The following is a 16,993-nucleotide window of genomic DNA, read 5'->3' as shown; positions in this document are numbered from 1 at the left end:
CAGATAATAAATTCGTAAAATTTTTTAAAATATTTAGCAAATTTCATCCTTTTTAAATTTTGTTTTCACTTTCTGCTAAAGAGAAATCGTATTTTACTCCTCCTAAAGGATAGAAGTTGAAAATAAAATAAACTCCGCTTTGATTTTTAGCTGTGATACCACCACTTGTGAGTTGTGGATCGATTCTTTCTCTATACATTAAAGAATAGTTCCAACATTTTCTTTGATAGGTATAGCCAAGTTCCCACATGTTTGCATGAGCTCTTTGAGTATCAAACCAAATTCCACCAAATAAATTGTAATTAGGTGTGGCAATATAATTTGCTCTTGTGCCAATAAAGCTATATTTTCCATACTCATCGTTTTGATAAGCATGAGAAAACATCCAATTAAATTTTGAATTTGTATTGACTTCTATTTGGCTGATGACATTGGTAAAGCGACTTTGCTCATAAGAGTAAAGCACTTCGCTGTTGAGATTGATGTTTTCATTAAAATAATAAGTTAAAAGATTTTCAAGTTCATAGAATTTATTTTGTTTATTGAGATAGTCAAGTGAAAATCTGTGTTTGAGTTTTTTTTGTCCTTCGTTGTTATAGAAATATTGTACAGCATAAAGACTTGTATGTTCGTTTTCTTTGTCGTATTCTTCAAGATAATCTTGCGTGATTTTACCTGATTTTGCTCCTGGTAAAATGTAATTCACTCCTAAATTTAAAGTATGAAAGAAATTTTCATAAGCTTTTGAAAGATCGGTGTAGAGATTAAAATCATGAGTGTTTCTAAAATAATGCTCATGGTTTCTTTCGGGATCGTTGCTATAATTTACAAAAGAAGCATAAAATCTTTCTGTAAAAGTAAAGTGTAAAAAGTTTCCAAAAAAAGCATTGTGATACGAGATAGGCAAGTCTAAATTTAACTCATTTGCATAAGAACCAGCAGGTCGGTAAAAATTATGAAATGAAGCATCAAATGAATAACGTAAGCGTTCATCAAAAAGGTTATTTAAAAATCTATGATATTGAAAGCTTGGATATTCTTGCAAGGTTGTATTGTTGCTAAGTTTAGATGTGTCGATATAATATCTTGCATAAGCTCCATAAAAATTGTTTTCATCAGCTAAAAAATAATTGATTTTGGAGGTTACAAGCGAGTTAAGATCTCGATAATCTCTACTTCCTAAATTTAAATAATCCACATCGTTGAGATAGGTTGCATCTATCCATAGACCTTCTTGAAAATTATCACTGAGCAAAGATTTGATTAAATCATCTCTTGAGTATTTTAGTTCTATTCCATAGTGGGTTTGGTTTTTCAAATTTTCATCGTGAAAATAGGAGCTATTTTCTCTAAAAGCACCAAAATTTAATTCTCCTGTTGAATATGGAGAATCAAGAAATCTTAAAGTAGAATAAAGTCCAAAACCACGGTTTGTTCGAATTTGTGGATCAAGTTCTAAATCCCAATTTTCTTGAGTGGCAATATAAATAGGTTGTTCATAGTATAAGCCTTCGCTACTTTTTAAAACGATTTTTGGGATTAAAAGTCCGCTTTGTCTATGAGTATCAGCACTAAATCCAAAATAAGGTAGATAAAAAACCGGGGTATTTTTAACATATAATCTTGCATTGTAAAGATGAACAAAATTGGTTTCCCGGTTAAGCCAGCCTTTTGAAAAACGAATTTCCCAATCAGGATCTTCAACATTGCAGCTTGAAACTGCTGAAATTTTACTTTCAAAGACTTTATCATTTAGATGGCTTGTTTTGCTTTGAAACCATACTTCAAGATTGTTATTGGAAAAGAAAAAATTACTAAAATCGGCTTGATTGGAATTTAGGTTGATTTTAGCATAATCAGAATGTGATCTTTCGTTTTGTCCCCTTAGGATGTTAACATCGCCAAAAAGCTCAACATCTCCGGTTTTTTCATTGTAAATTGCTTTATTGGCAGTGATGAAATAAAAATCAGAAAAAATAATAACATCATTGTTTGCAGTAAGAATATCACCTTCTTTTTTTGCATCAAGAGCGTAAATATCAACTTGTGCTGCACTTAAAGCTATGCTAGTTCCTAGCAATAAGGAAAATTTACGCCACATCGACTACTATTGTCCTTGCTAGATAATCCTCCCAAGCTTTGCGTAAATCATTGCTTAAAGCCCAAGCAAATCCAAGCATAAATGCCATAGCACTAACCTGTCTTATGGCAGATCTGATGCAACTTTGGATGAGATTGGGTTTGTCAAGAAGATTTTCATCCAAGATGATAATTTTGCATAATATTTTTCCCAAACTTGCCCCATAAAGATAAGTAAAAATTGCTTGATAACTAAAATGAAGCAAGATGAAGCCAAGATAAAAATTTCCTATAATTTGAGTTGTTTCAAATAAATCTTTTGCTTGGATTAGACGATCATAAAAAATGATAAACACAATCAAAGAAATAATCATATCATCGATTAAAAAAGCTAGAACTCTTTTTCCAAAACTTGCTATTTTTAGATTTTCACGCTCTAAGCGGTCTTGTAAATTTTCTTTCATTTAAGAACCTGATGAGCGATGTCTTTTCTGTATTGCTTTCCTTTGAAATTTACATTATCACAAAGTTTATAAGCATTTTTTTGCGCTTCTTCTATACTTTTTCCTGTGCCAACGCAAACCAAAACTCTTCCACCATCAGCCATTAATTTGCCATCTTCTAGGCTTACTCCAGCATAAGAGATATGAGAGTTTTCAGGAATGTTATTTACAGTAATTTCACTTTTTGGTGAACTTTTGTAAGGATAGTTTTCACTCGCGCATACAACCCCTACTGCAAATTCTTTTTTGATTTTGATTTTTGTGTGTCTTAAGCGTCTTTGAGTAGCAGCTAAAATAAGCTCCAAAGGATTTTCGATTAAAGGCATTAAAACTTCACATTCAGGATCGCCAAAGCGAACATTAAATTCTAATACATAAGGTTTATTTCCAACGATCATAGCACCTATAAATAAAACACCACAAAATTCCGCTCCTTCTTTTTTCATGCCTGCTAAAGTCGGTAAAATAATATCTTTTTGAACTTTTCTAAGCAAGCTTTCATTCGCTAAAGAGCTAGGAGCGTAAGCACCCATTCCGCCAGTATTTGGCCCTTGATCATTATCGAGTAATTTTTTGTGATCTTGTGCTGCAGGAAGTAAAACAAAATCATTGCCATCACATACTGCAAAAATGCTTAATTCATAACCATCTAAAAATTCTTCAATTACAACGAGTTTTCCAGCATCTCCAAAGCTTTCTCCGCTCAGCATTTTAGCTGTTTCTTCTATAGCTTCTTCATGAGTCTTAGCTATGATAACACCTTTTCCTGCACAAAGTCCATCGGCTTTTACTACTATAGGAGGGGTTAAACTATGTATAAAATTTTTTGCTTTTTCAATATCATTTGTGTTTAAAAATTTGGCTGTTTTGATACGGTATTTTTTAAGAAAGCTTTTCATAAAAGATTTTGAGGTTTCAAGCATTGCAGCAGCTTTACTTGGCCCAAAAATAGCAAGTCCTTGTTGTTTAAAAATATCTACAACACCTTCAGCTAAAAAACTTTCACTTCCTACTATACAAAGATCAAAACCTTTTTCTTTCGCATAGGTTGCTAAAACTACTGGATCTTTTAGGTTTAAATTTGTTCCAAGACTTTCGGTAGCGCCATTTCCAGGAGCAAAATAAAACTCTAAATTTTTGTCTACTCTTCTTAAGGCTAAAGCAATAGAATATTCTCTTGCACCACTACCCAAAATCATTATTTTCATTTATATCTCCTTTTAAACCCAAACAGCCGTTTAACAAAGATTGACCCCAAAAAGTCAAAGAAAACCGCTAGGTAATTTTTAAAGGCTGCAACTTCTCGCTTTTTTCAAAGCTCAAACGATGCCACAGAACACGGTAAATCACACAATCGCAGTTAATAAAAATGTGTTGGATCACTTTAAATACCACAAACTGTTTAGGCAAGGAAATTATAACTTAATTTAGCTTAAATTTCTATGTCTTAAATCAGTTTAAATTTGGTTTTTCCTGATTTGTCAAAATGCTTTCCTTGTAAAATAATATCGGCAACATTTTCCCAAACATGTTTTTCATCAATATAGACTATATCAAAGGTGTTATCACGCATTAAAGACTGATAATTCACTTTTTTAGGTGCGTATTTTACTAAATAATATGGATTTTGTGAAAAGTTTTCAATTTTTAATTTACATAATAAATCTAAATCCGATGTGACAACTAAAAATTTTTTTCTTTGTTCTTTTGTAATTTTTTGAATATACACTAAAAGTTTTTGGTCAAAAGGATTTAGAGCGGATTTATTTAAGCGACTTAAGTAATGTTCTGCAAAAGAAAGAGAACAGAAAGAATTTTCTATATTGCTCATAGTAAAATAAGAATTTTTAACCCCTGATGATTTTAAAGATAAGTGCCAAATTTTAACATCCATTATGGTTGCACATAGATTTAAACCTGTGACAATTTTTTTAAAGAGCTTTTCTCGTGAAAGCTTAAAAGCATTTTCGAAAATATTGTAATTTTTCTTATAAAAATCCTCCCTTATAGCATCAAGTCTTTTTAGTGTTGTTCTGTAGTATTCTGCTTCTTTTTGTAGCTTAGCCAATCTTTCTTGTCGTGCTTTAAGTTTTTCAGGGTCTGTATTGGCCGCATTGCTTTTAAGATTTATTTCAGATTGTAAAGTTTTCATTTGTGCTTCAAGTGAGGCTAGACGATTTTTTCTTGTATCTATGGTGGCTACTAAAGCTTGGTAATGACACTGCAAAGATAAAAAAGTTTCGTTAAAAATTTTAGTGATATTTGGTTTTTGATCAGCTATCATTTGCTTATGTGAATTCTCTAAATGCATCATGATGCTTTTTAACGCGCTAAATTGGGTTTGGTCTATGCTATTATCCATAAAAATTAAAGTATCATAAGCTTTAAATAAAAATCTTTTAAGTATAAGATAATCAAGTATGCAAGGAATTTCCTTTTCATCTTGTAGATTGGCTTGAAGTGTTTCTACGGATAAAATTTCATGGGCAAAATATTTTTGTATAGCTTGAGGTATAGTAAAAGAAAGAGGAATTTTTTCTATACTGTCAAAGTCTGTTGTTCTATAGAGTTCTGTTATATAAGCACTTCTTCTTGAGTTTTGCAAGTCTTCTAATTCATCATCATTATCAGTTTTCCAAAAATCATGCTCAGTGATAAAATCCCCTTCTTTAAATTCTTGAAATTTTGAAGGTTTTATACCCGTTATGGTTTTGCTTGTTTGAACGGGCTTGCCGTCTTCTGCTTTTTTTTCGCTAGAAAGAGTTCTAAATTCCACAAGCATACCAACACTTGGCATACTTTTTTTATCATTCCAAATTTGGCGATTGAAGTCAAAAAAGGTATTTGCTGAGTTTGTAACGGTTCCACGTCCTGTAGAATCCATATAAATAGCTATTTTTCCATGCATATTTCTTCCTTGAAATTTCTTAAATAAATTCTAGCCTTATTTTTATAAAAATTTTATAATAAAAATAAGAGCTAGAAAAAATGGATCATTCCCATTCTATGGTTGCAGGTGGTTTGCTTGAGATATCATAAACAACGCGGTTTATACCTTCTACTTCATTGATGATACGGCGACTTATGTTTTCTAAAACTTCGTAAGGTAAATGCGAGAAAGTAGCTGTCATACCATCACTTGCATCTACAACGCGTATGCAAACTGCATTATCATAAGTGCGGTTATCCCCCATAACCCCAACACTTTTAACATTTAAAAGCACACAAAATGCTTGCCAAGTTTTATCATACCAACCTGTGCTTTTAAGTTCTTCAAGTAAAATTACATCAGCCTTACGCAATAGTTCTAAGCTAGCGCGATTTACTTCCCCCATAATGCGTATAGCAAGACCTGGCCCAGGGAAAGGATGGCGATAAACTACTTCTTTGTTAAGTCCAAGCTCAAGTCCTAGGGCACGCACTTCATCTTTAAAAATTTCTTTTAAAGGCTCTATGAGTTTAAGATTCATTTTTTCAGGCAAGCCCCCTACATTATGATGGCTTTTAATGGTTTTGCTTGCACCCACAACAGAACTTTCTATGATATCAGTATAAAGTGTTCCTTGAGCGAGATATTTTACATCTTTATGTTTTTTTGCTTCTTCTTCAAAAACTTCTATAAAGGTATTTCCTATGATTTTTCTTTTTTGCTCCGGATCTCTAACATTAGCCAAGCGACTTAAGAAAATTTCACTTGCATCAATGCTGATAAGATCGATACCTAAGGTATTTTTAAACATAAATTCAACTTGTTCTTTTTCTCCGCTCCTTAAAAGTCCATTGTCTACAAAAACTACTATAACTTGCTCTTTTATAGCACTGGCTAAAAGTGCAGCAACTACACTACTATCTACTCCGCCACTTACAGCACAAAGCACTTTATCACTGCCTACTTCTTCACGGATTTTTTCTGCTTGAGTTTTTGCAAAAGAACCCATATTCCAAACGCTTTCACAATTACAAGCGTATTTAGCAAAATTTTTTAAGATATTTTTGCCAAATTCACTGTGTTGCACTTCTGGGTGAAATTGCAGAGCAAAAAATTTCTTATCTTCGTTGCCAAAAACACAAAAAGGACTATTTTCACTTGTGGCTAAAACTTCAAAACCTTGAGGTAAATTTTCTACTTTATCAGAATGACTCATCCAAACGGTTTGTTTTTTTGGAAGATTTTTAAATAAAGCACTATCTTTTTCAACTTCTATGTTTGCTTTACCGTATTCTTTATGTCCTGCAGGTGCAACTGTAGCTTTGTAATGATGTGCCATAAGCTGCATACCATAACAAATTCCAAGAACAGGTAAACCTAAGTCAAATATGCCTTTATCGCAAAAATACGCATCAGTTGCATATACGCTTGCTGGACCTCCGCTTAAAATAATACCTTTTGGTTCTTTTGCCTTAATATCAGCTAAACTTACATTAAAAGGTAAAATTTCTGCATAAACTCCTTGTTCCCTTAGGCGTCTTGCTATAAGCTGAGTGTATTGAGAGCCAAAGTCTAAAACTAAAATATCTGCTTTTTTCATTATTTACCACCTATGTAATTGTTCGTATTTTTTAATGGTTTTTACCGAACCATTTTGTTCATAGCTTGTGTATTGAGGGTTGCCTTTATATCCGCAAGCACAGAAGAAAATTAAGAAAAGAAATGCTAAAATCATCTTATGAGAAAAAGAAATAATATTAAGATGACTAAAAACGCTAGTGCTGTTATTAATGAATTGATGGATAAACCTCATTATAAGCCTTTAAAAACCTTATTTTTTTGCAAAGATTTTTTAAGTTCTTTTCCGCTTGCCAAGCAACGTTTGATTGCTAAAATTTATGTAAAAAATCATATTTTAAATATAATAACCTTACATCCAGCAGCTTATCAAGAATTAAATCATGATGATAGCAAAATTTATATTAAATTTCTCATAAAAGCATATGGACAAAAATATCCTTTAAGCGGATTTGTTGATATAAAAGATATAAAAATTTTTTCCCAAAAATACACTTATGCAGTAAATAAAAACAAAAATGATGAAAAACTCTCTAAAAATTCTTATTTGGAGCTTTCTAAGGGTGAATTTAAAAATTGCTTTAAAGATGAAAAATTATTTAAGAAATTTGAAGATTTAAGAGAACTTATAAAAAAAGGTTCTAATCTTGACTAAAGAGAATTTAGAAAATGAGCTAAAAACTCTTCCCAATAGTGCTGGAGTTTATCAATACTTCAATCAAGAAGGAAAGCTTTTATATGTAGGTAAGGCTAAAAATCTTAAAAATCGTGTCAAATCTTATTTTGCTTTTGCTCCAAATTTACATGCAAGTCCAAGAAATTCTTTAAGAATTCAAAAAATGATTGAAGAAACAGTGCATTTGGAATTTATCTCTACTAATTCAGAGGCTGATGCTTTGATTTTAGAAAATTCTTTTATCAAGCAACTGCATCCAAAATATAATATTTTACTAAGAGATGATAAAACTTATCCTTATATTTATGTGGATTTTGAAGAAGAATTCCCACGCTTTGAGATCACTAGAAAATTGGTAAAAAAAAGCAAAATCAAATATTTTGGTCCTTTTTTTAAAGGCGCTAGAGAGCTTTTAGATGCGCTTTATTTATACTATCCTTTAAAGCAAAAAGCAAGTTGTAAATCCCCTTGTATTTTTTATCAAATTTCTCGTTGTCTTGCGCCTTGCGATAAACGCATCAGCAGGGAAAAATACCTTGAAATTTTAGATGAGGCTATGCACGCACTTTTAAATCCTAGTATTTTAATAAAAAATTTAGAAAAACAAATGCTTGTTTTAGCGCAAAATGAAAATTACGAAGAAGCAGCTAAAGTAAGGGATCAGATTGCAACGATTAAAGATTTGGAAGTTAAGGTTGAAATAGATATTGCAAAATTAGAAGATTTTGAAGTATTTGCTTTAGCCTTTGAAAATTCCATGCTTTCAACCTTACGTTTTGTGGTGCAAAATGGAAAAATTATCAGTGCAAATTCTAAGATTACTCCTATAAAAAATGATATACAAGAGGATAAAAATGAAATTTATAAGCAATTGATTTTAGAAAAATTTAGCATGGATGTTCCTTTGCTTGCCAATGTTATTTATGTTTATGAAGAATTTGAAGATAGAATACTTTTAGAAAAAATTTTAAGCCAAAGGTTTGATAAAAAAATCAGTATTAAAATTCCTAAAATAGGAGAAAAAAGAAAAATTTGTGATTTGGCTTTTCAAAATGCCCTTTTAAATATAGAAAAAGAGCAAAAAAATCATGATTTTACTATACAAAAAGAATTAAAGTCTTATTTTGAGCTTGAAAATTTACCAAATGATATAGAAATTTTTGATAATTCTCATTTGCAAGGTGTGGCAAATGTTGGAGCTATGGTAGCTTATAGAATAAATTCTTGGGATAAGTCAAAATATCGAAAATTTCATTTAAAACATAAAAATGACTACAAACAAATGCGTGAAGTCTTAACGCGTAGGGCTTTGGACTTTGATAAAATACCCCCTCCTGATTTATGGCTTATAGATGGAGGAAAGGCTTTGCTTGATTTGGCTAAAGAAATCATTGTAAGTAGTGGAGCTAATGTCGATATTTTAGCTATTTCAAAAGAAAAAATCGATGCAAAAGCACATAGGGCTAAAGGAGGTGCTAAGGATAAAATTCATTCCTTAAAAGGAGAATTTAGCTTAAGTATTAACGATAAAAAACTACAATTCTTACAGAAATTAAGAGATGAAGCACACCGTTTTGCTATCAGCTTTCATCAAGATACTAAGAAAAAACAGGACTTGAAAAGTTCCAAGCTTGTAAATTTAGGACTTAGTTCAGGGGTTATACAAAAACTTTTAGCGCATTATGGAAATTTTGAATCTATATATAAGGCTGATTTTAAAGATCTTGCAATGCTTGTGGGCAAGAAAGCGTCGCAAAAGATAAAGGAAAATTGATTTGATATTAGCAGGGGTAATTTTTATTTTTAATCTAATTTTAGCGTATTTAAGTATTGATATCTTAAAGCTTGATAGTGTTACTGAACAACTGAAAATAGGTATGTTTTCTAGCATTTTTGTTTTATCTTTAACACTTTTTATTTTTGCTTTTAGACAAAATAGAAATATAAACAAAATATATCAAAAAATTTTTTGCATGCAAAATGATTTTTTAAATTTTCAAAAAAAGATTGATGTTGATAGTGCATTTGATTTGTTAAAGGAAAAATTTGAAACTACGGGACAAAATTTAACTAAAATATCCCATGAAAAAGACAGATATTTGCATTTATTAGAAGAAAATTTATATCAGCTTGGAAATATATCCAATGCAATGCGTTACTTAAATGAAGGGTATAATAAAGAAATTAATTCTTTGATTTTAAATGCCTTAAATTCTCAAAAAGATCAAATTAGATTAGAATTAAATGAGGCTTTAGAGCATCATAAAAGCATTATAAGGACATCTCATGGAAAGGTTTTGCAGTTTGAAGCAAGTGTGGCTATAGTTAATAATGATGAGCTTGAAAATTTTTTACTTGCAAATTTACTTTCGTATTTTGGCATAGAAAGTACTTGTTTTAAAAATTTAAGTTTTGATGTTAATGACTTTCATTTGATTTTTATCAAGGATAAAATTTTAAATGAAAATGTAAAGAAAAACTATGATTTTATAGTGATGGGTCGGCATAAAAATACACATTATGAGTATTTTTTAACTTTACCTTTTGAAAAAAAAGATCTTGAAAATATTTTGCAAAACAAGCTTGATAAGGTTTGCACTTTAAAATTTAAAACCCCTTATCAAAATAATGTATTGCTTTTTAAACAAAATGATTTTGATGCAACCTTATTTTTCAATATAATAGAAAAACAATGCGATAAAAATATATGTATAAATTCTTTTAGTCAATTAAAACAAGAATTAAGCAAGGAGACTTATCGTTTGATTTTGCTTGATTATGAATTAATTAAATTTGATCTTGAGCAAATGAGAAATTTGCTAAGTGCTTATAAAAAACAGCATCCACAAAGCCATATCATCTTTTTTTCAAAGGAAAAAGCTAGGGATTTTGATTGTGTGAGTGAAGTTTTAAGTGATGTAAGTAGAAATGATCTTATAACTTTACTTAGAAAGTATTTACCAAAGGTCTAAACTTTATAAAATTTAACTCCAGCTAAATCGAGAATTTTTACCTTTTTTTCTTTGATAAGTTGATTTAAGAGAGTTTTGGATTGTTTATCAAATTTCGCTTCTATGTCTATTTCGCTTTGTGAGCGTAAATGAAGCATTTTTAATAATTCTTCTTCATTGAAGCTTAGTTTTTCACCTTCATAATGCCTTTTGGCTAAGAGTACAGGAGTAGAATCTATAAGTTTGGAAAGTTCTAAAAGTTTTTCTTCGCTTACTTTTTTAACGGCATAAGCAGGAGGTCTATCTATGGTACTTAGATCAACTCTTAAAGGCATGATTTTTTTTAAAGCTTGATTGAGCGCTTTAAATTCTTCTTCGTTGTCATTAAGATCTTTAACAACTAGAATTTCCATAATCAAATCTCCATTAAACCTAGCTCTAAAATCTGCCATTTTTTCTATCATTTTTTCTAAGTCAATGTTTTTTAAAGCTCTATCAATACGATAAAAAGTTTTAGCAACTGCACTATCTAGGCTAAATTTGACCACATCTAGTTTTAGCAAAGCATTAAATTTGTCTTCATCTAATACAGCTGTACCATTGCTTAAAATAAGCAATTTTTTATCTTTAGCAATGCTGCGTAAAGACAAAATAAGCTCATTTAAATAAGGATAAAGACTAGGCTCTCCGTTGGCAGTAAGGGTAAGAAAATCAAATTCAACATTTTTTTCAAGCATGGCTTTAACTTCGGAGATAATTTTGTCTATGCTGATAATTTCATCCTGTTTTTCTTGGGTTTTTTTTGGATCAAGCTCGCAATAAACACAATCAAAATTGCATTGTTTTTTGCTAGGGCTTAAATCTATACCCAAAGATCTTCCAAAACGCCTTGAGCTAACAGGACCAAAGAGTATTTTCATTTAGCTGAACTTTCTTGTACAAGCTTGATAAAATATTTTGCATTTTCAACAGGAATATCAGGCAAGATCCCATGTCCTAAGTTGAAAATATGAGCTTTATTTTGCATGGTTTTTAGTATTTTTTCCACTCCTTCTTTGATGGCATTTTTATCATAAAGTCTGCAAGGCTCCATGTTGCCTTGAAGAGTGTATTTGTGTGATAGTTTATCACGTGCTAAATCAAGCGGAGTGCTCCAATCAACCCCAAAAACATCAAAATTACCATCGATTCTATCCAAATAACCGCTAATGCCTTTAGGGAATAAAATTACAGGTATATTTGAGTATTTGCTTTTAATAAAATTTGAAATTTCAAGCATATAATTAAAAGAGAATTCAAAAAACTTATCGTATTCTAAAGCACTTGCCCAGCTATCAAAAATTTGTATAGCATTAGCACCTGCTTTAATTTGCTCTTCTAAATAAAGTTTTAAAACTTGAGTTAGTTTGTTTAGAATTTTATGTAAAAGTTCTGGGTTTTGATAAAGCATTTTTTTACACTTTGCATAATTTTTACTTCCACTTCCTTCTATCATATAGGTAGCTATAGTCCAAGGGCTTCCGCAAAATCCTATTAAAGTCTTGTTTTGAGATAATTTTTCTCTTGTAAGCTTTAAGGCATCATAGACATAATTTAATTTTTTATGCGCATTTTGATCGTCAAGTTTTTCTAAATCTTCTAGGGTTGAAATAGGATTATCAAAAATAGGCCCTTCTCCTTTTTCAAAGCGTAAATTCATACCCATTTCAAGAGGAACAACTAAGATATCTGAAAAAATGATTGCTGCATCTACATCTAAAATATCAATAGGCTGCAAAGAAACTTCAGAAGCTTTTTTATAGTCTTTGCATAAAGAGAGAAAATCACCCGCTTGTTTTCTTACTTCCATATATTCTGGCAAATATCTTCCTGCTTGACGCATCATCCAAATAGGGGTGTAGGGTGTAGGTTTTTTAAAACAAGCATCAATAAAAATCATTATTTTCCTTTGTTTTTAGCAAAATTATAACAGAATTTGATAAATTAAATTGGTCAATTTTTCTATATTTTCTTCATATGGAGGAAATAATAAATTTTTTTCATTTTATCCAGAGTTATGAGAAATTTTACGAGAATTATTGGAATTCTCGTTTGTGTAGTTTGAGTTTTGATTTGTATATTAAGCCTTTGTATTGTTTGTGGCATTTCCTGTGTCAATTGTAGCAAAAAGCTTATTTAGCAAAGTCTCCTCATTTTTTTTGTATTGATCTTCTCTCATTTTTTGCCAAGCATAAGATCTAAAGTCTTCTCTAACAGCACTAAGATCAATATCTTCGTTGGTAAATTTGCTTGAGCTTGTTTTTTCTTCTTCCTTTTCTTCTTTGTTTTTTACTTCATTTAATGTGGCTTGAAATTCATCTGCTGAAGTATTTTTCTCTTTAACCTTTGTTGTGGTGCTAAAAATAGCATTTGATGTTTTTTGAGTATTATCTACTACCATTTTCTCCTCCTTTATTTAACTTTACATTAAACAAACAAGCAATTTCTATTCCAATTTATATCTTTTTTAAACTTTTTCTTTGAAATTTTTTATAATTTAATTTATCTTTGGCAAAAAGTAAGGCAAAAATCAAAGCAGGGCTTACAAAAAGTGCCGAAAATAAAGCATTAAATTCTATGCCCAATCCTGCTAAAACAATCCCACCTAAAAAACTTGCTAAAGCTATGCCTACATTAAAAGCTGCTTCATTTACACTTACTGTGCTGTCTATGACTTTATAAGTATGGCGTTTAGCTTTAGCAATGCTAAGCATTTTTAGCGCAGGTATAGTGGAAAAGGCAAAAAATCCTATCAAAGCTACGTTAAAAATGATTAAAATTTTAGAATGCATGGTGAGAAATACGCTTAAAAATACTAGAACTTGTATGCTTAAAATAAGACGCAGGGAAAAAATAGCGCCTTTTTTATCTACTATTTTTCCGCCCCATAAATTCCCGCAAATTGCACAAATTCCATATAAGAGCAAGATATAAGCTGTATCTTGGACTTTAAAACCGCTTATTTCTACGAGTAATTTTTGCAAATAAGTATAAAGAACAAATTGAGCCCCACAGCTACAAATGGTTATAGTATAAGTTTTTAACAAATTTTGATGTGAAAAAGCAGGGATTAAATTTTTAAGACTTGTTGGGCTAGGATGTAAATTTTTGGGCATCATATGCCATACTCCAAAAAATGCTAGGCTTGTAATGATAAAAATAAGTAAAAAGATAAATTTAAAGCCAAAATAATGCCCTATGAAAGTTCCAAGTGGCACTCCAGTAACCAAGGCTACAGTAAGTCCTGTGACCATTATAGCTAGAGCGCTTGATTTTTTATCATCTGGGGTTATAGCACTTACAGCTAAGGTAGCAATGACAAAAAATACTCCATGTTGTGTTCCTGCTACAAAACGCGCAAACGCTGTAAGATAGAAATTTTGGCTAAAAAAGATAATGAAATTTGCTAAAGCAAAAATTCCAAGATTGATTAAAAGTTGTGTATGTCTGTGAAAACGACTTAAAGGTATAGTAATAAGAGGAGCGCCTATAACAACACCTATGGCATATAAGGTTGTAAGATAGCCCGCGGTTTTTGCATCTACGCTAAAATACGCTTCAACATCAACCAAAACTCCTGCCATAACAAATTCGGTTACGCCCATACAAAAAGCACTAAGAGCTAGTGCAAAAAGAGCTTTTTTGTAATTTTGCATTTTAATTTCCTTATAAAAATAAAAACGCATTATAATAAAATAAAGGCTTAATTTCCTTAAAAAATTCAAAATATTTTTGTTAAAATAAAATAAAAATTTTAAAGGTAAATAATGAAAAAAATTATTTTATTGCTTGGTTTAAGTTTGGTGAGTTTAGGGGCTTTGAGTTTTGATGAGCTTATTTATAAAGATGAAGTAAAACCCAGTTTTGATTGTTCTAAAATCAAAGATGATGGTAAAAGTGATGATGAGCTTATGATATGTAATGAAATTGGTGTGCGTAATGAATTTGAGAATAAAAAACTTGCTTTAGTAGATAATATCTATAGCAGTTTGTATCAAAATATTTCAAAAAAAGCAGATAAAAAGACGAAAAAAGATTTTAAAGCTATTTCAAAAAAGATGATTAAAGAAAGAAAAATTTGTATAAAAAATATGCAAAATACAAAAGCAGGGGAAAATCCTATTTTACCTTTACTCAATGCAAGTGATTGCATGCAAGAAGCTTATATTAAGGCTTTATTAGAGCTTATGCAAAGAGCAAAAAAAGATATAAAGACTAAAGAAGTTTTAGAGCAAATTTTTAAAAATAAAGTTGATAAATATGAAAATTTACTCACTCAAAGTTTAAATACCAATAAAGATTTGCAAGATTTTATAGACAGCTTGGCTAAAGAAGATTTGATTGATTCTAGGGCTAAATTTAAGTTTTAGGGCTTAAATTGATTGCAAATTTAGCCGCTTCAAAATAACTTTTAGTGTTGATTTTAGCATTTTTATAGGCCTTGTCAAAGGCCGTGCCATGATCAACACTGACGCGTATGATGGGTAAATTTAAACTCACATTGATGCTTTTATCAAAATACAAGGCCTTTAAAGGAGCAAGGGCAAGATCGTGATACATAGCCACTAAACGATTGCAGTTTTTTAAACCAGCCTTAGTAAAAGCAGTATCAGCTACTAAAGGATAGGGTAGATAAACACCCTTGCCTTTAAAATTTAAAAGCAATTCTTTTTGCAAATTTTCATCTTTTAAGGCTTTTTTGAAAAATTTTTCATCTTTTTTAGAGTGTAAAAAGGCATTAACAAAGGCTATAGCTTTTTCCATGATCTTTTCTTCTTTTCCGCCTATAACTCCATAATCTCCAGCGTGAGGGTTAAAACCTAAAAGCCCCATTTTTTTAAAATGCGTTTCTTTGTAAAAATCTTTTAAAAAGATACTTAAATTTTTAAAAGTGATTTTTTTACTCACCTTAGCTAAAGGTATATGTTCGCTAAAAAGCCCTACAAAAAGTTCTTTACAACCTAACATCATAATGGCATTTTTTTTAAAAAAATCCCTTAAAGCATCGGTGTGTCCTTTGTATTTAAGTCCTGCATCTTCCCAAGCTTTTTTGTGTATAGGTAGAGTAAGTAAGGCATGTGCGTGTTTTTCATAGACAAAATAACTTGCCGCCTTAAAGCTTAAAAAACCATAAAGTCCACTTTTTGCATCTATTTCTCCGGCTTGGATTTCAAAATTTTCATCCACTTTAAAGCCTAAAGGAAGGCAAAAAGAGTAAATTTCAAGAGAATTTTCTTTTTTTATAAAATTAAACTCATAGTCTTTGTCATCTTTAAAAGCTACGATTTTTGCATTAAAAAGTTTTAAATTTAAAAGTTTTAAAGCTTTATTAAGCAAGTTTTCGTGGATAAAATAAAAAGGTGTGCAGATTTTGCTTAGTTCTTCATGAGAACGCACTAAAATTTCAAGTCCTATGCTGTTTATATCGCCTATACTAATGGCTAGTTTTTTCATCTTTTAATAAGTTCTTTCATTTCTAAAATAGCGTTTTGAAGTCCTGTAAATACAGATCTTGCTACAATGCTTTGTCCTATATTTAGCTCACAAATTTCTTTAATTTTTACTATGGATTTTACATTTTTGTAATTTAAACCATGTCCTGCAGCTACTTTTAAACCAAGCTCTATGCCTTTTTTGGCACAGAGTTCTAAATTTTGTAATTCTTTTTCAAATTGAGCTTGTAGGTTTTTTTTATCTTGACCAAGTTCTTTTAAGGCAAAAGCAGTATGAGAGATATTACTAAAAAGTGCGTTGTGTAAATTCGCATAATGTCCTGTATGAAGCTCTATGAATTGGGCTTTTAAATTTTTTGATTTTTCTATATCTTCTAAACTAGGATTGATAAAAAGTGAAACTTCAATGTTTGCATTTTGAAGTTTTTCTATGCTTTGTTTTAATTTAGCATGATTTAAACAAAGTCCCCCTTCTGTAGTAAGCTCTTCTCTTTTTTCAGGCACTAAAGTAACACGGTGGGGTTTGAGTTTAAGAGCTAAATTTAAAATTTCATCATTTAAAGCACATTCTAAATTGATAGGGCTTTTGCAAAATTTTATGATATTTTCCAAGTCAAAATCCTGAGCATGACGGCGATCTTCTCTTACATGCAAAGTGATTTGATCTCCGTGTTTAGCTGCTATAAAAGCAGCCTCTAAAAGATCAGGATCATTTACCATTCTAGCTTGTCTTAACACTGCGATATGATCGATATTTACACCTAAAAGCATATTTTTCCTTTAGA

15 protein-coding genes are annotated in these 16,993 nt (G+C 30.7%); 4 read left to right on the top strand and 11 right to left on the bottom strand.

The genetic code is table 11. The features are described from left to right. Positions 1-52 precede the first annotated feature (52 nt). The 5 genes from AJN64_RS02875 to guaA form a co-directional block, all read right to left on the bottom strand. Positions 53-2,101 carry an LPS-assembly protein LptD gene (locus tag AJN64_RS02875; protein ID WP_044780114.1) on the bottom strand — a complete coding sequence of 683 codons (2,049 nt, stop codon included), beginning with the start codon at positions 2,099-2,101 and terminating at the stop codon, positions 53-55. Beyond that, positions 2,091-2,543, bottom strand: coding sequence for an RDD family protein (locus AJN64_RS02870; RefSeq protein ID WP_002871012.1), 453 nt, complete (start codon positions 2,541-2,543; stop codon positions 2,091-2,093). Before AJN64_RS02870 ends, AJN64_RS02875 begins: the two co-directional genes overlap by 11 nt. Beyond that, positions 2,540-3,790: a phosphoribosylamine--glycine ligase gene (gene purD, locus AJN64_RS02865; RefSeq protein ID WP_052857438.1), complete on the bottom strand. Its 1,251-nt coding sequence runs from the start codon at positions 3,788-3,790 to the stop codon at positions 2,540-2,542. Before purD ends, AJN64_RS02870 begins: the two co-directional genes overlap by 4 nt. 239 nt (positions 3,791-4,029) lie before the next feature. Further along, a complete protein-coding gene (locus AJN64_RS02860; RefSeq protein WP_052857440.1) occupies positions 4,030-5,490 on the bottom strand; it encodes a hypothetical protein in 1,461 nt (486 codons plus the stop codon). A gap of 85 nt (positions 5,491-5,575) precedes the next feature. After that, positions 5,576-7,111 carry a glutamine-hydrolyzing GMP synthase gene (gene guaA / locus AJN64_RS02855; protein WP_070292644.1) on the bottom strand — a complete coding sequence of 512 codons (1,536 nt, stop codon included), beginning with the start codon at positions 7,109-7,111 and terminating at the stop codon, positions 5,576-5,578. A 138-nt stretch (positions 7,112-7,249) separates the two neighbouring features. Between guaA and AJN64_RS02850 the strand changes: the two genes are divergently transcribed. The 3 genes from AJN64_RS02850 to AJN64_RS02840 are packed head-to-tail and all read left to right on the top strand — an operon-like array spanning position 7,250 to position 10,737. After that, entirely contained in the window at positions 7,250-7,744 is a 495-nt protein-coding gene (locus AJN64_RS02850) for a hypothetical protein (RefSeq protein WP_004305626.1), read from the top strand. Then, complete coding sequence (gene uvrC / locus AJN64_RS02845) at positions 7,737-9,539, top strand: excinuclease ABC subunit UvrC (protein WP_070292643.1); 1,803 nt, start codon at positions 7,737-7,739, stop codon at positions 9,537-9,539. The genes AJN64_RS02850 and uvrC overlap by 8 nt, the downstream gene beginning before the upstream one ends. A 1-nt stretch (position 9,540) precedes the next feature. Then, entirely contained in the window at positions 9,541-10,737 is a 1,197-nt protein-coding gene (locus AJN64_RS02840) for a hypothetical protein (protein ID WP_070292642.1), read from the top strand. On the opposite strand, the gene AJN64_RS02835 is transcribed toward AJN64_RS02840, so the two are convergent. The 4 genes from AJN64_RS02835 to AJN64_RS02820 form a co-directional block, all read right to left on the bottom strand. After that, on the bottom strand, positions 10,734-11,636 hold the full coding sequence (locus AJN64_RS02835) for a radical SAM protein (RefSeq protein WP_070292641.1): 903 nt from the start codon (positions 11,634-11,636) through the stop codon (positions 10,734-10,736). The two genes, AJN64_RS02840 and AJN64_RS02835, sit on opposite strands and share 4 nt — an antisense overlap. Beyond that, positions 11,633-12,655 carry a uroporphyrinogen decarboxylase gene (hemE, locus tag AJN64_RS02830; protein WP_070292640.1) on the bottom strand — a complete coding sequence of 341 codons (1,023 nt, stop codon included), beginning with the start codon at positions 12,653-12,655 and terminating at the stop codon, positions 11,633-11,635. Before hemE ends, AJN64_RS02835 begins: the two co-directional genes overlap by 4 nt. A 180-nt stretch (positions 12,656-12,835) precedes the next feature. Beyond that, a complete protein-coding gene (gene ciaC, locus AJN64_RS02825; RefSeq protein ID WP_070292639.1) occupies positions 12,836-13,156 on the bottom strand; it encodes an invasion antigen CiaC in 321 nt (106 codons plus the stop codon). 55 nt (positions 13,157-13,211) lie between these two features. Continuing rightward, positions 13,212-14,411 carry an MFS transporter gene (locus AJN64_RS02820; RefSeq protein WP_070292638.1) on the bottom strand — a complete coding sequence of 400 codons (1,200 nt, stop codon included), beginning with the start codon at positions 14,409-14,411 and terminating at the stop codon, positions 13,212-13,214. A gap of 111 nt (positions 14,412-14,522) precedes the next feature. Between AJN64_RS02820 and AJN64_RS02815 the strand changes: the two genes are divergently transcribed. Further along, positions 14,523-15,125: a hypothetical protein gene (locus AJN64_RS02815; protein WP_044779048.1), complete on the top strand. Its 603-nt coding sequence runs from the start codon at positions 14,523-14,525 to the stop codon at positions 15,123-15,125. Here the strand turns inward: AJN64_RS02815 and pdxA are convergent. Both pdxA and AJN64_RS02805 read right to left on the bottom strand, forming a co-directional pair. Beyond that, on the bottom strand, positions 15,115-16,209 hold the full coding sequence (gene pdxA / locus AJN64_RS02810; RefSeq protein ID WP_004305609.1) for a 4-hydroxythreonine-4-phosphate dehydrogenase: 1,095 nt from the start codon (positions 16,207-16,209) through the stop codon (positions 15,115-15,117). The two genes, AJN64_RS02815 and pdxA, sit on opposite strands and share 11 nt — an antisense overlap. After that, positions 16,206-16,979: a pyridoxine 5'-phosphate synthase gene (locus AJN64_RS02805; protein WP_004305608.1), complete on the bottom strand. Its 774-nt coding sequence runs from the start codon at positions 16,977-16,979 to the stop codon at positions 16,206-16,208. Before AJN64_RS02805 ends, pdxA begins: the two co-directional genes overlap by 4 nt. Between the last annotated feature and the right edge of the window lie 14 nt (positions 16,980-16,993).

It is taken from the genome of Campylobacter sp. BCW_4332, from assembly GCF_001763175.1.
Lineage (GTDB): Bacteria > Campylobacterota > Campylobacteria > Campylobacterales > Campylobacteraceae > Campylobacter_D > Campylobacter_D jejuni.
Note: the sequence above shows the minus strand (reverse complement) of the source record. Positions and strands in the feature narration are given on the sequence as shown.